This is a genomic window from Streptomyces sp. NPDC058620, from assembly GCF_042717135.1.
Lineage (GTDB): Bacteria > Actinomycetota > Actinomycetes > Streptomycetales > Streptomycetaceae > Streptomyces.
This window is the reverse complement of sequence record NZ_JBHXQO010000017.1, coordinates 54,560-72,550: the sequence shown is the minus strand read 5'-3', so window position 1 is coordinate 72,550 and position 17,991 is coordinate 54,560. Positions and strand designations below refer to the sequence as shown.

Annotated in this window: 16 protein-coding genes and 2 pseudogenes; 7 read left to right on the top strand and 11 right to left on the bottom strand. The window is 70.6% G+C overall.

Annotated features, from left to right (window positions below; translation table 11 throughout):
• Positions 1–5: 5 nt before the first annotated feature.
• The 3 genes from ACFWSK_RS18540 to panB all read right to left on the bottom strand — a co-directional run bounded on the left by ACFWSK_RS18540 (position 6) and on the right by panB (position 2,880).
• Positions 6–854: an ABC transporter permease gene (locus ACFWSK_RS18540; protein WP_383787064.1), complete on the bottom strand. Its 849-nt coding sequence runs from the start codon at positions 852–854 to the stop codon at positions 6–8.
• Positions 851–1,873: an ATP-binding cassette domain-containing protein gene (locus ACFWSK_RS18535; protein ID WP_383787062.1), complete on the bottom strand. Its 1,023-nt coding sequence runs from the start codon at positions 1,871–1,873 to the stop codon at positions 851–853. The genes ACFWSK_RS18540 and ACFWSK_RS18535 overlap by 4 nt, the downstream gene beginning before the upstream one ends.
• A 122-nt stretch (positions 1,874–1,995) precedes the next feature.
• The gene (gene panB, locus ACFWSK_RS18530; protein WP_383787060.1) at positions 1,996–2,880 is read right to left on the bottom strand and encodes a 3-methyl-2-oxobutanoate hydroxymethyltransferase; all 885 of its coding nucleotides are present in this window, start codon (positions 2,878–2,880) and stop codon (positions 1,996–1,998) included.
• 345 nt (positions 2,881–3,225) lie between these two features.
• On the opposite strand from panB, the gene ACFWSK_RS18525 reads away from it, so the two are divergent.
• Positions 3,226–4,248 carry an endonuclease/exonuclease/phosphatase family protein gene (locus tag ACFWSK_RS18525; protein ID WP_383787057.1) on the top strand — a complete coding sequence of 341 codons (1,023 nt, stop codon included), beginning with the start codon at positions 3,226–3,228 and terminating at the stop codon, positions 4,246–4,248.
• Positions 4,249–4,448: 200 nt separating this feature from the next.
• Positions 4,449–5,669: an MFS transporter gene (locus tag ACFWSK_RS18520; RefSeq protein WP_383787054.1), complete on the top strand. Its 1,221-nt coding sequence runs from the start codon at positions 4,449–4,451 to the stop codon at positions 5,667–5,669.
• Between the two features lie 135 nt (positions 5,670–5,804).
• Here the strand turns inward: ACFWSK_RS18520 and ACFWSK_RS18515 are convergent, their stop codons facing one another.
• The 5 genes and pseudogenes from ACFWSK_RS18515 to ACFWSK_RS18495 form a co-directional block, all read right to left on the bottom strand.
• A complete protein-coding gene (locus ACFWSK_RS18515) occupies positions 5,805–7,559 on the bottom strand; it encodes an NAD+ synthase (protein ID WP_383787051.1) in 1,755 nt (584 codons plus the stop codon).
• Between the two features lie 102 nt (positions 7,560–7,661).
• Positions 7,662–7,878 (bottom strand): annotated as a pseudogene (locus ACFWSK_RS18510) (multicopper oxidase domain-containing protein); the annotation flags it as partial.
• Positions 7,879–7,895: 17 nt separating this feature from the next.
• Positions 7,896–8,321, bottom strand: a complete 426-nt coding sequence (locus tag ACFWSK_RS18505; RefSeq protein WP_383787049.1) for a CBS domain-containing protein — start codon at positions 8,319–8,321, stop codon at positions 7,896–7,898.
• A gap of 120 nt (positions 8,322–8,441) precedes the next feature.
• Complete coding sequence (locus ACFWSK_RS18500) at positions 8,442–9,206, bottom strand: DUF305 domain-containing protein (protein WP_383787046.1); 765 nt, start codon at positions 9,204–9,206, stop codon at positions 8,442–8,444.
• Positions 9,203–9,883: a DUF3105 domain-containing protein gene (locus tag ACFWSK_RS18495; protein WP_383787044.1), complete on the bottom strand. Its 681-nt coding sequence runs from the start codon at positions 9,881–9,883 to the stop codon at positions 9,203–9,205. Before ACFWSK_RS18495 ends, ACFWSK_RS18500 begins: the two co-directional genes overlap by 4 nt.
• A 241-nt stretch (positions 9,884–10,124) precedes the next feature.
• Between ACFWSK_RS18495 and glnA the strand changes: the two genes are divergently transcribed.
• Positions 10,125–11,486: a type I glutamate--ammonia ligase gene (glnA, locus tag ACFWSK_RS18490; protein ID WP_382734398.1), complete on the top strand. Its 1,362-nt coding sequence runs from the start codon at positions 10,125–10,127 to the stop codon at positions 11,484–11,486.
• Positions 11,487–11,493: 7 nt separating this feature from the next.
• Here glnA and ACFWSK_RS18485 read toward each other — a convergent pair whose 3' ends face one another.
• Positions 11,494–12,183 (bottom strand): hypothetical protein, encoded by a 690-nt coding sequence (locus tag ACFWSK_RS18485; RefSeq protein ID WP_383787041.1) that lies wholly within the window; start codon positions 12,181–12,183, stop codon positions 11,494–11,496.
• Positions 12,180–12,518, bottom strand: coding sequence for a hypothetical protein (locus tag ACFWSK_RS18480; RefSeq protein ID WP_383787038.1), 339 nt, complete (start codon positions 12,516–12,518; stop codon positions 12,180–12,182). Before ACFWSK_RS18480 ends, ACFWSK_RS18485 begins: the two co-directional genes overlap by 4 nt.
• Before the next feature lie 68 nt (positions 12,519–12,586).
• On the opposite strand from ACFWSK_RS18480, the pseudogene ACFWSK_RS18475 reads away from it, so the two are divergent.
• The 3 genes and pseudogenes from ACFWSK_RS18475 to ACFWSK_RS18465 form a co-directional block, all read left to right on the top strand.
• A pseudogene (locus ACFWSK_RS18475) lies at positions 12,587–13,071 on the top strand (EmrB/QacA family drug resistance transporter); the annotation flags it as partial.
• Between the two features lie 25 nt (positions 13,072–13,096).
• The gene (locus ACFWSK_RS18470) at positions 13,097–13,321 is read left to right on the top strand and encodes a hypothetical protein (RefSeq protein WP_383787035.1); all 225 of its coding nucleotides are present in this window, start codon (positions 13,097–13,099) and stop codon (positions 13,319–13,321) included.
• A gap of 192 nt (positions 13,322–13,513) precedes the next feature.
• Positions 13,514–14,305 (top strand): putative protein N(5)-glutamine methyltransferase, encoded by a 792-nt coding sequence (locus ACFWSK_RS18465; RefSeq protein WP_383787032.1) that lies wholly within the window; start codon positions 13,514–13,516, stop codon positions 14,303–14,305.
• 38 nt (positions 14,306–14,343) lie between these two features.
• On the opposite strand, the gene ACFWSK_RS18460 is transcribed toward ACFWSK_RS18465, so the two are convergent.
• Positions 14,344–14,859, bottom strand: a complete 516-nt coding sequence (locus ACFWSK_RS18460; protein ID WP_383787029.1) for a pyridoxamine 5'-phosphate oxidase family protein — start codon at positions 14,857–14,859, stop codon at positions 14,344–14,346.
• Positions 14,860–14,982: 123 nt separating this feature from the next.
• Between ACFWSK_RS18460 and ACFWSK_RS18455 the strand changes: the two genes are divergently transcribed.
• The gene (locus tag ACFWSK_RS18455) at positions 14,983–17,973 is read left to right on the top strand and encodes a bifunctional [glutamine synthetase] adenylyltransferase/[glutamine synthetase]-adenylyl-L-tyrosine phosphorylase (RefSeq protein ID WP_383787027.1); all 2,991 of its coding nucleotides are present in this window, start codon (positions 14,983–14,985) and stop codon (positions 17,971–17,973) included.
• Positions 17,974–17,991 lie beyond the last annotated feature (18 nt).

The following is a 17,991-nucleotide window of genomic DNA, read 5'->3' as shown; positions in this document are numbered from 1 at the left end:
CTCGGTCAGGTCTTCTTGCGGAACTTGCTGACCGCGAGCGGCGCCGCCACCGCCGTGATGCCGACGGCCCAGGCGAGCGTGATCCACACCGAGTCGGCGACGGGCCCGCCCATCATCAGTCCGCGCACGGCGTCCGCCAGATTGGACAGCGGGTTGTAGTCGGTGAACGTCTGGAGCCAGCCGGGCATCGTCTGCGGCGGGGCGAAGATGGAGGAGCCGAACTGCAGGGGCATCAGCACCAGGAACCCCGTCCCCTGAACCGCCTGGGCCGTCTTCATGGCCAGCCCGAGCAGGATGAAGATCCACATGATGGCGGCGGAGAACACCGCGGACAGCGCGACGGCCGCGAGGAGGCCGAGCACCGAGGTCCCCAGCTCCATGCCGAGCGCGAAACCCATGCACAGCAGGATGGAGGTGGCGACCATCATCCTGCCCAGCTCGACCACGATCTTCGCGATGAGGACCGAGGAGCGGGCGATCGGCATCGTACGGAACCGGTCCATGACGCCCTTGCGGAAGTCGTCGTTGACTCCCGTGCCGACCGCCGACGCGATGTTCATCCCCATCATCGCCATCAGGCCGGGGACCAGGTAGTTGAGGTACTCCTGCCGGCCGCCGCCCATGCTGCCGCCGACGGACCCGCCGAAGACGTACACGAAGAGCAGCGTGAAGACGATCGGCATCAGGAGCACATCGAACATGGACTCCGGATCCTTCTTGATCTGGAGCAGGTTGCGCCGCGCCAGGGCGCTGATGTGCCGCAGGTTGCCGCGCAGCCCGATCCGTCCCTCGTCGGTCACGGTCTTCACCGGCGCGGATCCGGTGGGGGTGGGCGTCAGAGTCGCCGTGCTCATGCCGCGACCTCCTCGGGAATCGTGTCGGTCGTGTGCGAGCTCTTCTCGCCGGTGATGGCGAGGAACACCTCGTCCAGGCTGGGCAGTGCGGTCGCGACGTGTGCGAGGGAGAAACCCCGCGAGCCGAGGAGGCCGATCACGGCGGTCAGCTGCTCGTCGCTGAGGATCGGTACGTAGAGAAGCCCTTCGTCCGGGACGGCCTGTGCGCCCGCGATCCCGTCGAGGCCGGCTTCCCTGATCGCCTGGGCCATGGCGGGGAGCTGAGCCGGGTCGGACGGCCGGATCTGGAGGGTGCGGCCGCCGACCTTCGCCTTGAGCTCGTCGACTCCGCCGCGGGCGATGATCTTGCCCTTGTCGATGACGGTGAGCTCGTTGGCGAGCTGCTCGGCCTCTTCCATGTACTGGGTGGTGAGCAGGACGGTCGCTCCCTCGGCGACCATGCGCTGCACCTCGTCCCAGACCTCGTTACGGGTACGGGGGTCGAGCCCGGTGGTCGGCTCGTCGAGGTAGAGGACGGACGGGCTGCCGATCATGGAGGCGGCCAGGTCCAGCCTGCGGCGCATACCGCCGGAGTAGTCCATCGCCGGGCGCTTGGCCGCCTCGGTGAGCGAGAACCGCTCCAGCAGCTCGTCGGCGCGGGCGCGGGCGGTCTTGCGGGGCAGGTCGAGGAGCCGCCCGATCATGTAGAGGTTCTCCCAGCCGGAGAGCTTCTCGTCGACCGAGGCGTACTGGCCGGTCAGGCCGATGGTGCGGCGCAGCTGCCGCGGCTGCTTCACCACGTCGAAGCCGGCGACGACGGCGTGTCCGGCGTCCGGCAGGACCAGGGTGGAGAGGATGCGTACGAGCGTGGTCTTGCCCGCTCCGTTGGGGCCGAGCACGCCGAGGACGGTGCCCTCGCGCACGTCGAGATCGATCCCGTCGAGTGCTTTGGTGTCCCCGTAGTGCTTGACCAGGCCCCGTACCTCGACGGCGGTCCCGCCGCGCCTGGGGTTCTTGTCGATTCGCGTCATGGGCACCATGGGATCACCCGCCACTGACAGCGCGCCGATATTTTTCCGACAGCGGGCCGACAGCCCGCCGGAGGGGGAAGCCGGCGGGCTGTCGGTGGTGCGGGAAATGGTCCGTGCCGGTCAGTGGACGGTCAGTGGAACGTGTGCTCCGGCTGCGGGAAGGTCCCGCCGACGACCTCGTCCGCGAACTCCTTCGCGGCGTCGCCGAGGACCTTGCGCAGGTTCGCGTACTGCTTGGTGAAGCGCGGCACCTTGCCGCCGGTCAGCCCGACCATGTCCGTGTACACGAGCACCTGGGCGTTCGTGTCGGGTCCGGCGCCGATGCCGACGGTCGGGATGTGCAGCGTGCGGGTGACCTCGGCGGCCAGTTCGGCCGGTACGAGTTCCAGGACGACGGCGAACGCCCCGGCGTCCTGCACGGCCTTGGCGTCGCGCAGCAGCTGCTGCGCGGACTCCTCGCCCCGGCCCTGCACCCGGTAGCCCATCGCGTTGACGGACTGCGGGGTCAGGCCGATGTGGCCCATGACCGGGATGCCGGACTCGACCAGGAGGCGGATCTGCTCGTGGGAGCGCTCGCCGCCCTCCAGCTTGACCGCGCCGACGCCGGCTTCCTTGATCAGCCGGGTGGCGTTGCGCAGGGCCTGGACGGGCCCTTCCTGGTACGAGCCGAAGGGCAGGTCGGCGACGATCAGGGCGCGCTTGGTGCCCCGGACGACGGCGGCGGAGAGCATGGCGATCTCGTCCATCGTGACGGGCACGGTGGTCTCGTAGCCGAGGTGACAGTTGCCCATGGAGTCGCCGACGAGCATGACCGGGATGCCGGCCTCGTCGAAGACGGACGAGGTCATCGCGTCGTAGGCGGTGAGCATGGGCCACTTCTCGCCGCGCTCGGTGGCGGCGGCGATGTCGTGGACGGTGATGCGGCGCGTGGACTTTCCTCCGTACAGCGCCTTGCTGCTGTCGGCGGGTCCCGCGGGGGGAGTGGCGGACGAGTTGTGCGCAGCCTGAAGCGACATTGCCAACGGCTCCTTCGTCATCTCGAGGCGCCCTGACGGCGTCCCCGGATCCCCTCCATGGTGGCATCCCGTGCCGGTTCCCGTGAAGTGGACCCGCACGGGACCTTCAGCGCGCCTTGGACTCCTTGCCCCCGTAACCGCAGGTCACAGCTGACGCGCCGAAGGTCAGGGCGAGTGTGATCGTTCTGTCACAAGGCTCTTCGGCCGTGCCCTGAGCGGAACCCGGGCCACCGCTCCGGTCGTCCTGTGAGGGGTAGGGCCGTCGTCGACGGCAGGAAAACGCCGCTCATCGCCTAGGGTCGTGGGGCGCGGCGATGTGTAGGGCAAGGCAGTGAGGACAGCGCGATGGTGCAGGCGTACGGAGCGGACACCGGCAACGGCAGCGTGGAGCCGCCCCACACCGGAACCCGCTTCCAGACCCTGCGCGAGAGACTGAGGTCGGACCGCGGGATCTGGCGGCGCGGAATCCTTCTTGCCGCCTGCTCGGTCTTCATCGCCTTCCTGATGATCTTCCACGCGCAGATTCCGAACACCATCGGCAATCTGGGCAGCCTCACCGAGACGTTCCTGCCGTGGCTCGCGGTGTTCGTCCCGCTGCTGCTGGTCCTGGGGCTCGTTCGGCGCTCCGCGACCGCTCTGGTGGCGCTGCTGCTGCCGGTCGTGGTCTGGCTCAACCTCTTCGGCGGCCTGCTCACCGACAAGTCCGGCGCGGGTGGCGACCTGACCGTCGCCACCCACAACGTCAACGCCGACAACCCCGACCCCGCGGGCACCGCACAGCAGGTGGCGGGCTCCGGCGCGGACGTGGTGGCCCTCCAGGAACTGCCGAGCGGCCAGGTGCCGACGTACGAGAAGTCGCTCGCGACCCGCTATCCGTACCACTCGGTTCAGGGCACCGTCGGACTGTGGAGCAAGTATCCGATCAGCGACACCCGCCCCGTGGACATCAAGATGGGCTGGACCCGGGCGATGCGCACCACGGTCGCCGCGCCGGAGGGAAAGATCGCGGTGTACGTGGCCCACCTGCCGTCCGTGCGGGTCAAGGTGAAGGCCGGCTTCACGGCCAACCAGCGGGACAACAGCGCCGACGCCCTCGGCGAGGCCATCGCGGACGAACCGCTCGGCCGTGTCTTCCTGCTCGGCGACCTCAACGGCACGATGAACGACCGTTCGCTGAACGCGGTCACCTCCCAGATGCGCTCCACCCAGGGCGCGGCGGGCGACGGCTTCGGCTTCAGCTGGCCGGCCTCGTTCCCGATGGCCCGCATCGACCAGATCATGGTGAAGGGCGTCGAGCCCCTGTCGTCGTGGACGCTCCCGGCGACGGACAGCGACCATCTTCCGATCGCCGCCCGCGTCGAACTCTGACGCAACGGCCCGTTCACCTCCGGGCATAAAACGTCTGCGACACTTTGTTCCGAGAACATACTTAAGGCGTGCCGGTAAAGAAGCCGGCCCGCTTTTCCCGCACACGTCCACCACCGCCGGGCCTTTATCGGCCGGGCCGCGTCCTGCTGCCCTCGCCTCCGCCGCCCTGCCCCACCCTGCCCCGAAAGAGGTTCATCACCATGCCCCTGGCCCTGCTCGCGCTGGCTGTGAGCGCCTTCGGCATCGGAACGACAGAGTTCGTGATGATGGGCCTGCTGCCCAATGTCGCCGACGATCTGGGAACGTCCGTGCCCACCGCCGGCTACCTCGTGTCCGCGTACGCGATCGGCGTCGTCCTCGGCGCCCCGCTGCTCACCGGACTCGGCTCCCGGATCCCGCGCAAGCGGATGCTCCTGCTGCTGATGGCGCTCTTCACCGTGGGCAACCTGGCCTCGGCGCTCGCCCCCGACTTCGGCTGGCTGCTCGCGGGCCGGCTGCTGGCAGGGCTGCCGCACGGCGCGTTCTTCGGTGTCGGCGCTGTCGTCGCCGCCTCGCTGGTGCCGGAGGGGCGCCGGGCGCGGGCCGTCGCGTCGATGTTCCTGGGCCTGACCGTGGCCAACATCGTCGGCGTACCGGCGGCCACGCTGCTCGGCCAGCACCTGGGGTGGCGGGCGACCTTCCTGGTCGTCGCGGTGATCGGCCTGGGCGCGATGGCCGCACTCGCCCGCCTCGTTCCGCAGATTCCGCTCGACGCCCAGCAGAACGTCCGCCGCGAGCTGCGGGCGCTCGGCAACCGCCAGGTGCTCCTCGGGCTGCTGACGGCCGTCTTCGGCTTCGCCGGAGTCTTCGCCGTCTACTCGTACCTCTCGGCCATGACGACCGAGGCGATGGGCTTCGGCGAATCCTCGGTGACGCTGGTGCTGGCGCTGTTCGGCATCGGGATGACCCTGGGCGCGCTCGCGGCGGGGCCCCTCACGGACCGCGCCCTGCGGCCCACGCTGTACGGGTCGCTGGCGGCCCTCGCCGTCGTGCTGGTCGTCTTCCCGTTCACCGTCCACGTGCAGTGGGCGGCTCTCGTGATGGTCGTGCTGCTGGGCGGCGTCGGGTTCATGACGACCACACCGCTCCAGATGCTCGTGATGAACAAGGCCAAGGACGCGCCCACGCTCGCGTCCGCCTCCAACCACTCGGCCTTCAACCTCGCCAACGCGGGCGGCGCGTGGCTGGGCGGCGTGGCGATCGCGGCCGGCTGGGGCTGGACCTCACCGGCACTCGTGGGCGCGGTGCTGGCGGTGGCCGGCCTGGGGATCGCGGTGACGGCGGGAGTCCTGGACCGTACGCCGGGAACGTCCCGGGTCGTGGCGGGCGGCGACCGCCTCACCCGCGAAGCGGAGTCCGAGGCCTGGGCAGAGGCTCACTGACCCTCTCCCGCTCGGCACCTGTCCTCGATCACCGGACGGGCTCGTACGTGCCCGGGAGCCGCCCGGCACGATCCGGCCCGCCCGGCGGTCGAGGACGGACCGTCCACCGGGGCGGCCCCGGCAGCCGCCCCCCCATCACCCCGACTCGCGCCACCGATTCGTGATCGGCAGCCGCCGGTCCTTCCCGAACCCCTTGGGCGAGATCTTCGTCCCCGGCGGATACTGCCGCCGCTTGTACTCCGCGGTGTCCACCATCCGCAACGTCTTCACCACGAGCGCCTCGTCGAACCCGGCCGCCACGATCGCGTCCCGGCCCTGGTCGCGGTCCACGTACAGCTCCAGGAGCCGGTCCAGTACGTCGTAGTCGGGCAGCGAATCCGTGTCCACCTGCCCCGGACGCAGCTCGGCGCTCGGCGGCTTGGTGATCGACGCCTCGGGGATCGGCGGCAGCTGCCCCCGCTCCTCGGCCGCCCGGTTGCGCCACTTCGCGAGCCGGAAGACCGACGTCTTGTAGACGTCCTTGATCGGGCCGTACGCGCCGACGGAGTCCCCGTACAGCGTCGAGTACCCCACCGCCAGCTCGGACTTGTTGCCCGGCGCGAGGACGATCTGGCCCTCCTGGTTGGAGACGGCCATCAGCATCGTGCCGCGCAGCCGCGACTGCAGGTTCTCCTCGGCCAGCCCGGACAGCTCCAGCGACCCCATGTACGCGTCGAACATCGGCTCGATCGGCACGGTGCGGAAGTTCAGCCCGGTCCGCCGTGCCAGCTCGGCCGCGTCGCCCTTGGAGTGGTCCGACGAGTACTTCGAGGGCATCGAGATGCCGTACACGTTCTGCGCGCCGAGCGCATCGCACGCGATGGCCGCGACGAGCGCGGAGTCGATGCCGCCCGAGAGCCCGATCAGCACACTGCTGAAACCATTCTTCGCGGCGTACGCGCGCAGGCCCACGACCAGCGCCGAGTACAGCTCCTCGTCGCCGTCGAGCCGCTCCGCGTAGCCGCCCGTCAACTCCGGCTCGTACGCCGGGAGCGGTTCGCCGGAGAGCACCACGTGATCGATGCGCAGCCCGTCGTCCACACTCCCGGACGGCGCCTCGGCCGCGGCGGCCGGCAGCTCCAGGTCGAGGATCATGCTGCCCTCGGAGAACTGCGGGGCACGGGCGATCACCTCGCCCTGCTTGTCCACGACGATCGAGTCCCCGTCGAAGACCAGCTCGTCCTGCCCGCCGATCATCGCGAGGTACGCCGTGGTGCAACCGGCCTCCTGCGCCCGCTTGCGGACCAGTTCGAGCCGGGTGTCGTCCTTGTCCCGCTCGTACGGCGAGGCGTTGATCGACAGGAGCAGCCCGGCCCCGGCGGACCGGGCGGCCGGCACCCGGCCGCCGTCCTGCCAGAGGTCCTCACAGATCGCGAGCGCCACATCGATGCCGTGCACGCGCACGACGGGCATCGAATCGCCCGGCACGAAGTACCGGAACTCGTCGAATACGCCGTAGTTGGGCAGGTGGTGCTTGGCGAAGCTCAGCGCGATCTGCCCGCGGTGCAGGACCGCGGCGGCGTTCTGCGGGGACCCGGCGGGCTGGCCGTACCGGGCCTGGGCCTTCCCGGAGCGGTCCAGATAGCCGACGACGACCGGCAGTTCACCGAAGCCCTCCGCCTGGAGCCGGGCGGCCAGCGCGCTCAGCGCGTCGCGCGACGCGTCGACGAAGGACGACCGCAGGGCCAGATCCTCGACGGGGTAGCCGGTCAACGCCATCTCGGGGAACGCCACGAGATGGGCGCCCTGCTCGGCGGCGTGCCGGGTCCAGTGGACGATCGACTCGGCGTTCCCGGCGAGATCGCCGACCGTCGAGTCGATCTGATTCAGTGCGAGGCGTAGTTGAGGCACGCGTCCAGTCTAATCGTCTTTCTGACGCGATGTCCTGGCGGGCCGGAGGAAAAGTCCTGGCGGGCCGGAGGAAAAGCAGGGCCGGCCCGCCAGGACGGGCGGTCAGCGCCGGGAGCCCAGGACCGTCGTCATGCCCGCCTCCGCGTGGTGGACGTTGTGGCAGTGCGGCATCCGCAGGCCCGGGTTGCCGGCGTCGAAGTCCACCGTCAGCGGCCGCTTCGGCAGGACCACCGGGGTGTCCTTGCGGGCCCCGGCCGCGCCGCCCGCCGGCGCGAAGGTGTGGCCGTGCATGCAGGGGATGCCACATCGGCGTGGGTGACGTACGGCGGGGGCGCGTCAGCTGCGCGAGTAGACCTTCTCGGCCCAGCCCGCGATCTGTTCGTCGGAGAGGTGCTGCGCCAGATCGGCTTCGCTGATCATGCCGATCAGCTTCTTGTTCTCGATCACCGGGAGACGGCGGATCCGGTGCCGCTGCATCTCGTTCAGCACCGCGTCGACACCCGCGTCCGCGTCGATCCAGCGCGGTGTGCCCTGGGCGAGCTCGCCCGCGGTCACCTTCGACGGGTCGCGGCCCATCGCCACACAGCCGACCACGATGTCGCGGTCGGTGAGGATGCCGACCATGCGGTCCTGTTCACCGTTGGCCGAGATGGGCAGCGCGCCCACGTTGTGGTCGCGCATCATCTGCGCGGCGCGGTCGAGCGTCTCGTGAGCCGGAATCCACTGGGCCCCGTTGTGCATGATGTCTTTGGCGGTCGTCATGAAGGGTTTCCTCCTGTGTGCCGGGTGGGCACTGGCGTAAGGCCCCGAGCGCACCCATCGTCGTGGGGGCGCCCGGGGCACGCGACCGCTGCGACCCGTTCGGGTGGGCGGCCGTACGGCTCAGGTGCGGGGCTTCGCGCCCCTGGCCCCCAGCATGTCCGCCATCAGGTCCAGCTCCGACCGCTGGGCATCGGCCATGCCCTGCGCGAGCCGCTTCTCGACCTTCACCGTGCACAGGCCGGCGCAGCCGCGGGCCATGTCGACACCACCCTTGTGGTGGTCGGTCATCAGCTGGAGATAGAGGACCTCCGCCTGCCTGCCGTCGGCCGCGCGGAGCCGGTCGAGCTCCGCCCTGGTGGCCATGCCGGGCATGAAGGCCCCGTCGTGGGCGGTGAAGCCCGAGCCCTCCGTCCCCGCCGTGCCGCCCATGCCGTGCCCGCTGTGTCCGTCGTGTCCGTCGGCCATCCAGTGCATCGGCGGCTGCCCGTCGGGGGCGGTCTTCGGGAGTTCCCACAGATCCAGCCAGCCGAGCAGCATGCCCCGCTGATTGGCCTGCGTGTTGGCGATGTCGTACGCGAGACGCCGCACGTCCTCGTCCGTCGTACGGTCCCGCACGATGAAGGACATCTCCACGGCCTGCTGGTGGTGGACGGCCATGTCGCGCGCGAAGCCCGCGTCGGCCGACCGCGCCGAGGGGGCCGATGCCACGCCGGACCCCTCGCCGGTCCCGTCGCCCGCTCCGTCGCCCCGTGCGGAGGCGACCGTCGCCGCCCCCGCGAACAGCAGGGCGAGGGCGACTGCGGAACCCGCCACCCACCGTGTGCGCCGCACGCGCCGAGCGCTCTCGTCCGCAGGCTCCGTGCCGGTGCCGGGCTCCTGCGTCACCCGGCGGCCCCGATCCCGCCCGTGCAGGGCGCGCCCGGCTCCGGTGTCTGCGGGCCCTGGACGTACTTCGCGAAGAACTGGGCCACCCGACGGTCGTCGGCGCTGTCCACCGTGACCTGCTTGCCCCAGGCGCTGAGCATGATCGCCCCGGCCTGGTCCTCGTACGGGCTCATCAGCGAGAACGGGGTGCTGTCGACACGGCTCGCCAGCTTGTGCACATCGGCGTCGGCGGCCTTGCTGTTGTACGTCACCCAGACGGAACCGTGTTCGAGGGAGTGCACGGCGTTGATGTCGGGGACGGCCTTCTCGTATACGACGCCGTCGCAGTTCAGCCAGGCCTGGTTGTGGTCACCGCCGACCGGTGGCTTCATGGCGTACTTCACCTCACCGGCGACGTGGTTGCGGGTCAGCTTCTTCGCGTCCCAGGACCTCTCGCCCTTGACGGGCTCGGCGGCCAGGGCCGCCCCGTCCTCCTCGGACTGCTTGCCGTCCTGCGCCGCCGCGTCCGGCAGCTGCTCCTTCGCCTCGGACTTGTCCAGCACGAGGTACGAGCCGAAACCGACCAGACCAGCGACGACCAGGGTGCTCAGCGCTATGGCGACGACCCGGTTGCGGCGGTCGCGCGCGCGGTCGGCGTCGCGCATCTGCTCTATGCGGGTCCTGCGGTCGAAGCTCATGTCGGCCAGTCCTTCTGCGAAGGGGGAGAGGGGGGAAACAGGTCATGAATCAGGCATGCGGAGGGTTGTCGCGAAGCCGCGGACCCCCTTGCACGCCTTGGGCGCCGATCGTAGTGGGTGGCCGAGTGCTCTCTCTCACACCGAGTGCGTAATCTGGGTGAAATCCCGGGTCGTGATACTGGAGTTCCTCCCCTACCCCGGGCGGTGGTGCACAGACCGTCTGAACTGCAAGGATGTGGCTATGGACAAGCAGCAGGAATTCGTCCTCAGGACACTCGAGGAGCGCGACATCCGCTTCGTACGGCTGTGGTTCACCGATGTCCTCGGGTTCCTCAAGTCCGTCGCCGTGGCCCCAGCGGAGCTGGAGCAGGCGTTCGACGAGGGCATCGGCTTCGACGGCTCGGCCATCGAGGGCTTCGCCCGGGTGTACGAATCGGACATGATCGCCAAGCCCGACCCCGGCACGTTCCAGATCCTTCCCTGGCGTGCGGAGGCGCCCGGCACGGCCCGGATGTTCTGCGACATCCTCATGCCCGACGGTTCGCCGTCGTTCGCCGACCCGCGCTATGTGCTCAAGCGCATCCTCGCCAAGACCTCCGACCTGGGCTTCACCTTCTACACACACCCGGAGATCGAGTTCTTCCTGCTGAAGAACAAGCCGCTCGACGGGACCAGGCCCACGCCCGCCGACAACTCCGGCTACTTCGACCACACCCCGCAGAACGTCGGCATGGACTTCCGCCGCCAGGCGATCACCATGCTCGAGTCGATGGGCATCTCGGTGGAGTTCAGCCACCACGAGGGCGCACCGGGCCAGCAGGAGATCGACCTCCGTTACGCGGACGCGCTCTCCACCGCCGACAACATCATGACCTTCCGTCTGGTCATGAAGCAGGTCGCGCTGGAGCAGGGCGTGCAGGCGACCTTCATGCCCAAGCCGTTCTCGGACTACCCGGGCTCGGGCATGCACACCCACCTCTCCCTCTTCGAGGGCGACCGCAACGCGTTCTACGAGTCGGGCTCCGAGTACCAGCTCTCCAAGGTCGGCCGCTCCTTCATCGCCGGCCTGCTGAAGCACGCCGCGGAGATCTCCGCGGTCACCAACCAGTGGGTCAACTCCTACAAGCGCATCTGGGGTGGCTCCTCGCGCGCCGCGGGCGCCGGCGGCGAGGCCCCCTCGTACATCTGCTGGGGCCACAACAACCGCTCAGCCCTGATCCGCGTCCCCATGTACAAGCCCGGCAAGACCGGCTCGGCCCGCGTCGAGGTCCGCTCCATCGACTCGGGCGCCAACCCCTACCTGACGTACGCGGTGCTGCTCGCCGCGGGCCTCAAGGGCATCGAGGAGGGCTACGAACTCCCGGCCGGCGCCGACGACGACGTCTGGGCCCTGTCCGACGCCGAGCGCCGCGCGATGGGCATCGAGCCGCTCCCGCAGAACCTCGGCGAGGCGATCGCCCTCATGGAGAAGAGCGAACTGGTCGCCGAGACGCTCGGCGAGCACGTCTTCGACTTCTTCCTCCGCAACAAGAAGCAGGAGTGGGAGGAGTACCGCAGCGAGGTCACGGCCTTCGAGCTGAAGAACCTCCTGCCGGTGCTGTAGGCGCAGGTCAGCAGGTGGGGGCCGGGGTCGCTTCGGTGGTGTCCGGTCCCCAGGGCAGATGGCGCAGGACGCCCGCGGGCCTCTCCGGGCTGCCCGCCCTGTCGTCCTTCGCCTTCCTCCCGGTTCCCGTGGCGGGCACCACCCGGAGTGTGACGCCCTTCGCGTCCACCGCGACGAGTTCGCCGCAGACCGGCCCGGCCGGGGTCCGTACGGTCACGAGCTGGGGGTCCGGTTTCTTCTCCTCGGCCGCGGGGGCGGTCCAGGTGAGCAGGACGGCCGCCGCGACCGCGACGACGCCGCCGGTGGTCGCCCAGCGGACGAAGTGGACGCGGCTCACGATCCGCTTCCGTTCGGTCTCCTCCCAGTCGAGCAGGCGCACGGCGTCGGCGTACCGCAGATGGTCGCCCGGCCTCCCGTGCGCCGCGGACACCGCGGCGAACGCGGCTGCCAGCAGGCCCGCGAAGGCGCACACGAGGAGGCCGATCACGGCCGGCCGGTAGCCCGTGGTGAGTTCTGTGACGTTGTCGCGGCCCTTAAGGATCAGGACCGCGGTCAGCAGACCCGTGGCGAGGGTGAGGAAGTTGCGCCATCCCTCGGCCTGGCGGCGCGCGATGTCCAGTTGCGCGTCGACCATCTCCCGGAGCCGTGCGTCGGCCCGGTCCAGCTGGTCCGTCGTGTACCGGCCGGCCGCGCTCATGCGGGAGCGGCCGGCGGGCGCACCGCGACCCAGGAGAGGCCGCAGCCGCCCTTCTCCTGGGTGTCCCCGGGATGGGCGTGGGCGCACTGGCACACCATGTACGTCTCCTCGTACGTCTCCTCCGGCCCCATAAAGTCGATCTCCGCCGGGCCTCCGGGGCCCTTCGTGACACCGACCTGGACCTCGATCGGGGGCTGGTAACTGGTCTCGCCCTCGCACCGCGGGCAGTTGCCGCGGACCGTCAGCGCCTCGCCGGTGAACTCCCAGGTGAAACCGGTGACTTCGGTGGGGTGCTGGCGTCGCAGGTAGCGTGCTGACGCGTCATGATTCGGCACGGGCCGATGCTCCTGATCCGGTGGCGGGCGAGTGTTCCGGTGGCGGAAATTATGTCAGGAAGCAAATGGGTGCAGGGTTCTCCTCGACCGTGGCCGGGCGCCTGGTCTCCAGGTCCGGCAAGGTCAAGCCGTACATCATCGCCGGAGTCTTCGTCCTCACCCTGGGCTTCCTCGGTCTGTCCACGATCGGCCACGAAACCCCCCTGGTGATCGTGTCGTTCGGCATGGCCGCGGTCGGCGTCGGTGTCGGTATGTCGATGCGGAACCTCGTCCTGGTCCTCCGGAACACGGTAAGCCGGGCATCGACCCGGCCCCCTCGTCGTCCGGCGGCTCGACCCTGAACGTGGCGGTCATGCCGCCGGAGATCCAGGAGGTCGTACGGGCCGCGTACGGGGACGCGACGGGCCGCATCTGCCTGATCTCGGCAGCCATCGCCGTGTTCGGCGTCGTCGCCTCGATGTTCCTGACGCCGACGAAGCTGCGCGACAGCGTGGACCTCCAGCCGTTTCGCGCGATTACCGCTGGACGGGCCGTGACCGGGTGCGGACAATGAAGCCTCGTTGATCCGGGGGGGACCCATGACCGCAGTGCTCGTACTTCTTGGCACGTTGTTCTCACTGACCGTCTTCCTCGCCGTGAAGGTGAGCCTGCGGGCGCGACGCCGCACGCAGAACTTCGACGGCCTGCAGATCGAACGCCACCACAGCGCGGAGATCCGGGAGACCCGGGCGGCCAACACCTCGATAGCCGTCCACAACCGGTTCATCGACGGTGGCCGCGACCCCCGCTCGACCCGACGCTGACCCCTGCCCCAGGGCCTGCGCTGTTCATCAGGCCCTGGGGTAAGGTGATCCCCCCCCCACACGGGGACGTACTCAGGAGGTGAGACCCATTACCGCTGTATCAGGCTGGGTGCTCCCTTCCGACGATCGCGTGGTCGACCCCACATAGACGATCGCGGAGCGCCCATCGGCATTTCCGAAAGGCTCCGCTCCATGTCGGTTTCCGTGTCACCGCTTTCCCTCTCGACGATCGTCACCACCCTCCGCGCCGCAGGCTGTGTCTTCGCCGAGGACGAGGCCGCGCTTCTGCTCTCCACCGCTGGCACCCCGGCCGTCCTGGCCGCCATGGTCGAGCGCCGCGTCGCGGGTCTGCCCCTCGAACACGTCCTCGGCTGGGCCGAGTTCTGCGGACTGCGCGTCCATGTCGGCCCCGGCGTCTTCGTGCCCCGCCGACGCACCGAGTTCCTGGTCCAGCAGGCCGTGGGTCTCACCCCCACCCCGTCCGTCGTCGTCGACCTCTGCTGCGGTTCGGGAGCGCTCGGAGCCGCCCTGGCAGCGGCACTCGACGGGGTCGAACTGTACGCCAGTGACGTCGAGCCGGCGGCCGTACGGTGCGCCCGGCGCAATGTCGGCGACCTCGGGCAGGTCTACGAGGGCGACCTCTTCGCACCCCTGCCGGACTCCCTGCGCGGACGCGTCGACGTACTGCTCGCCAACGTCCCGTACGTACCGACCTACGATGTCGAACTGCTGCCCGCCGAAGCGCGCATCCACGAGCCGCGCGTGGCACTCGACGGCGGTGGCGACGGGCTCGACGTCATGCGCCGGGTGGCCGCGGAGGCACCACGGTGGCTGGCGCCGGGCGGCAGCCTGCTCGTGGAGACGAGCGAGCGACAGGCGTCGCGTGCGCGGGAGGCGGTGGGCAGCGGCGGGCTGATCCCGCGCGTGGTCACCTCCGATGAGCTGTACGCCACCGTCGTGATCGGCACCAGACCGGCGGTCTGAGCAAGGTGGCACCTGACGGGGCCGGGAGCCCGGCCCCGTCAGGTGAAACGCCACCGCGTCTGGCCGAACGGCTCGCCCTTCGTGAAGCCGAACGCCGTGCGCGGGGCCACCGCGAAGACCAGCGCCCGGCCACCGGCCTCGCTGAAGAACGCGCCTTCCCGGACGTCGAAGTGCCAGTCCTTGCCGTACTTCGCCACCCAGGCGCCGGCCAGCCGGGACAGCCCCGCCTCGTCCGTCACCGGGTCCGCCCGGCCCTCGACCACCAGGTCGAATCCCCCGCCCAGGCTGTTGGCCCCGGTGGTCAGGACGACCTCGGGGTTGGCGAGCAGATTGCGTGCCTTGCGTTCGGCCGGGCCCGTGCAGAAGTGCAGGGCGCCCGCCGACCAGACCCCGATCAGCGGGGTGACGTGCGGGCGGCCGTCCGGGCGGACCGTGGACAGCCAGTACAGCTCCGCCTCCGCGAGCAGCGCGGCGGCCTCCTCCCAGGGGCGGGCCGTGGCGCCTTCGCTGCTGTAGCGGGCGTCCAGCTCGGTGACCGGGTCCTTCTCCGACATGGCGGGCCTCCTCTTCCTCATCGTGCATCCGATGTGCGGACTCCGCCGCCGCTCCGGATTCATCGGTGCCCGGCTAGGCTCGACCTGCGGGTCCATGAAGGTCGGCGGGCAGGAGAGCGTGGGATGACGACGGTGCCGGGGCGCAGTAGCAGTACGTTCACCCGACTGCTGCGGCACGGTTTCACCGACCCCTCCGCCGCGGAACGCCTCCTGGAACTCGACGCCCTCGCCTCCGTACGGTCCGATCCCGTCCTGCTCGACGCGCTCGGCGCGACCGCCGACCCGGATCTGGCGCTGCGGAGCCTCGTGCGCGTGGTCGAGGCCGAGGAGGCCGACGAGCGGCGGAGGCTGCTCGACACGCTGGTCACCGCCAAGCCGTTGCGGGACCGGCTCCTCGGGGTCCTCGGCGCCTCGGAGGCGCTCGGGGACCATCTGGCGCGCCACCCGCGTGACTGGCGGGCGCTCGTCACGTACGAGGCCACCGACCTGCACCCGGGGGTCGCCGAATTCGAGCGGGGGCTCGCCGACGCCGTCGACCCGGACTCGCTGCGCGTCTCCTACCGCCGCTGCCTGCTGGCCATCGCGGCACGTGATGTGTGCGGCACCATCGATGTCGCCGAGACCGCCGCCGAACTGGCCGACCTGGCGACAGCCACCCTGCGGGCGGCGCTCGCCATCGCCCGAAGGGCCGCTCCCGACGACGCCGCCCTCTGCCGGATCGCCGTCATCGCGATGGGCAAGTGCGGCGGCCATGAGCTGAACTACGTCTCCGACGTAGACGTGATCTTCGTGGGGGAGCCCATCGACGGCGTCGAGGAGAGCCGGGCCGTGCCCGCCGCCACCCGGCTCGCCGCGCAGATGATGCGGATCTGCTCCGACACGACCGTCGAGGGCACCATCTGGCCGGTCGACGCCAACCTCCGCCCCGAGGGGCGCAACGGCCCGCTCGTCCGGACCCTCTCCTCCCACCTCGCGTACTACCAGCGCTGGGCCAAGACCTGGGAGTTCCAGGCGCTGCTGAAGGCCCGGCCGGTCGCGGGGGACCCCGAGCTGGGCGCCGAGTACGTGGAGGCGGTCTCGCCCCTGGTGTGGCAGGCCGCCGACCGGGAGAACTTCGTCGCCGACGTACAGAAGATGCGCCGCCGCGTCGTCGACAACATCCCGGTCGACCGTGTCCACCGCGAGCTCAAGCTCGGCCCCGGCGGGCTGCGGGACGTCGAGTTCGCCGTCCAGCTGCTCCAGCTCGTGCACGGCCGCAGCGACGCGAGTCTGCACAGCGGCTCGACGCTGGAGGCGCTGCGGGCGCTCGCCGAGGGCGGTTACGTGGGGCGCGTAGACGCCGCACACTTCGACGAGGCGTACCGCTTCCTGCGCGCCATGGAGCACCGCATCCAGCTCTACCGGCTGCGCCGCACCCATCTGGTGCCCGAGGACGAGGCCGACCTGCGCCGGCTCGGCCGCTCCCTCGGGATGCGCACGGACCCGGTCGCCGAGCTCAACAAGGCGTGGAAGCGCCACGCGTCCGTCGTACGCCGGCTGCACGAGAAGCTCTTCTACCGGCCGCTTCTGGACGCCGTCGCCCAGCTGGCGCCCGGTGAGTCCCGGCTCAGCGCCAAGGCTGCCGGCATCCGGCTGGAAGCCCTCGGATACGCGGACCCGATCGCGGCCCTGCGCCACCTGGAGGCGCTGTCGTCCGGAGTGTCCCGCAAGGCCGCCATCCAGCGCACGCTGCTGCCGGTGCTGCTCGGCTGGTTCGCGGACTCCGCCGACCCGGACGCCGGACTGCTGGGCTTCCGCAAGGTCTCCGACGCGCTGGGCAAGACCCCTTGGTACCTGCGGCTGCTGCGTGACGAGGGGGCGGCGGCGGAGAACCTCGCCCGCGTCCTGTCGGCCGGGCGCCTCGCCCCGGACCTGCTGCTCCGGGCCCCGGAAGCGGTGGCGATCCTCGGTGACCCGGAGGGCCTGAAGCCGCGCACCCGTGACCACCTGGAGCAGGAGGTGCTGGCCGCGGTGGGGCGGGCCGACGGCGCCGAGGCCGCCGTCGCCGTGGTGCGTGGCGTACGGCGCCGGGAGCTGTTCCGGACGACCGCCGCCGACATCATCCGCTCCTACGGTACGGAGGAGAGCCCCGCCGAACAGGACCTGGGCGCACTCGTCGACCGGGTCGGCTCCGCGGTCTCCGACCTGAACGCCGCCACTCTCTCGGGCGCCCTGCGCGCCGCCGTGCGGGAGCGCTGGGGGGACACCCTGCCGACCCGGTTCGCGGTGATCGGCATGGGCCGCTTCGGGGGACACGAGCTGGGATACGGCTCCGACGCGGACGTGCTGTTCGTCCACGAACCGCGCGAGGGCGTGAGCGACCAGGAGGCGAGCCGGGCCGCCAACACGGTCGTGTCCGAGATGCGGAGACTGCTGCAACTGCCCACGGCCGACCCGCCGTTGCTGATCGACGCGGATCTGCGGCCGGAGGGCAAGAGCGGCCCGATGGTGCGCACCCTGAAGTCGTACGAGGCGTATTACCGGCGTTGGGCGCTGGTCTGGGAGAGCCAGGCACTGCTGCGGGCCGAACCGGTCGCGGGTGACGAGGAGCTGGGGCGCGAGTTCATCGACCTGATCGATCAGCTGCGGTACCCGATGGAGGGCCTGGGGGACGACGCCGTCCGCGAGATCCGCCGGCTCAAGGCCCGGATGGAGTCCGAGCGCATGCCGCGCGGCGCCGACCCGACGCTGCACGCCAAGCTGGGGCGCGGTGGGCTCAGCGACGTCGAGTGGACCGTACAGCTGATGCAGATGCAGCACGGCTGGGTCGAGCCGGGGCTGCGGACGACGCGTACGAGGGAGGCGCTGGCCGCGGCGTGCGCGGCCGGACTGATCCCGACCGAGGACGCGCAGACGCTGGACGACGCGTGGGTGCTGGCGACCCGGGTGCGCAACGCGGTGATGCTGGCCCGGGGGCGGCCGGGCGACACGTTCCCCTCGAACCCGCGGGAGCTCACGGCTGTAGGGCGTTACCTGGGGTACGAGCCGGGGCACGTCGGCGACATGCTCGACGACTACCGGCGGATCACGCGGCGGGCCCGTGCGGTGGTGGAGGAGCGGTTCTACGGGGCGTGACCGGGTGGGCCCGGTTCC

Excerpts from the sequence above, each read along its gene's own strand:
- ACFWSK_RS18455 (WP_383787027.1), top strand. The coding sequence starts at position 14,983 with ATGACGACGGTGCCGGGGCGCAGTAGCAGTACGTTCACCCGACTGCTG.
- ACFWSK_RS18495 (WP_383787044.1), bottom strand. The coding sequence starts at position 9,883 with ATGAGCTTCGACCGCAGGACCCGCATAGAGCAGATGCGCGACGCCGAC.
- ACFWSK_RS18535 (WP_383787062.1), bottom strand. The coding sequence starts at position 1,873 with ATGGTGCCCATGACGCGAATCGACAAGAACCCCAGGCGCGGCGGGACC.
- ACFWSK_RS18465 (WP_383787032.1), top strand. The coding sequence starts at position 13,514 with ATGTCGGTTTCCGTGTCACCGCTTTCCCTCTCGACGATCGTCACCACC.
- ACFWSK_RS18485 (WP_383787041.1), bottom strand. The coding sequence starts at position 12,183 with ATGAGCGCGGCCGGCCGGTACACGACGGACCAGCTGGACCGGGCCGAC.
- ACFWSK_RS18460 (WP_383787029.1), bottom strand. The coding sequence starts at position 14,859 with ATGTCGGAGAAGGACCCGGTCACCGAGCTGGACGCCCGCTACAGCAGC.
- ACFWSK_RS18540 (WP_383787064.1), bottom strand. The coding sequence starts at position 854 with ATGAGCACGGCGACTCTGACGCCCACCCCCACCGGATCCGCGCCGGTG.
- ACFWSK_RS18470 (WP_383787035.1), top strand. The coding sequence starts at position 13,097 with ATGACCGCAGTGCTCGTACTTCTTGGCACGTTGTTCTCACTGACCGTC.
- glnA (WP_382734398.1), top strand. The coding sequence starts at position 10,125 with ATGGACAAGCAGCAGGAATTCGTCCTCAGGACACTCGAGGAGCGCGAC.
- ACFWSK_RS18505 (WP_383787049.1), bottom strand. The coding sequence starts at position 8,321 with ATGACGACCGCCAAAGACATCATGCACAACGGGGCCCAGTGGATTCCG.
- ACFWSK_RS18520 (WP_383787054.1), top strand. The coding sequence starts at position 4,449 with ATGCCCCTGGCCCTGCTCGCGCTGGCTGTGAGCGCCTTCGGCATCGGA.
- panB (WP_383787060.1), bottom strand. The coding sequence starts at position 2,880 with ATGTCGCTTCAGGCTGCGCACAACTCGTCCGCCACTCCCCCCGCGGGA.
- ACFWSK_RS18525 (WP_383787057.1), top strand. The coding sequence starts at position 3,226 with ATGGTGCAGGCGTACGGAGCGGACACCGGCAACGGCAGCGTGGAGCCG.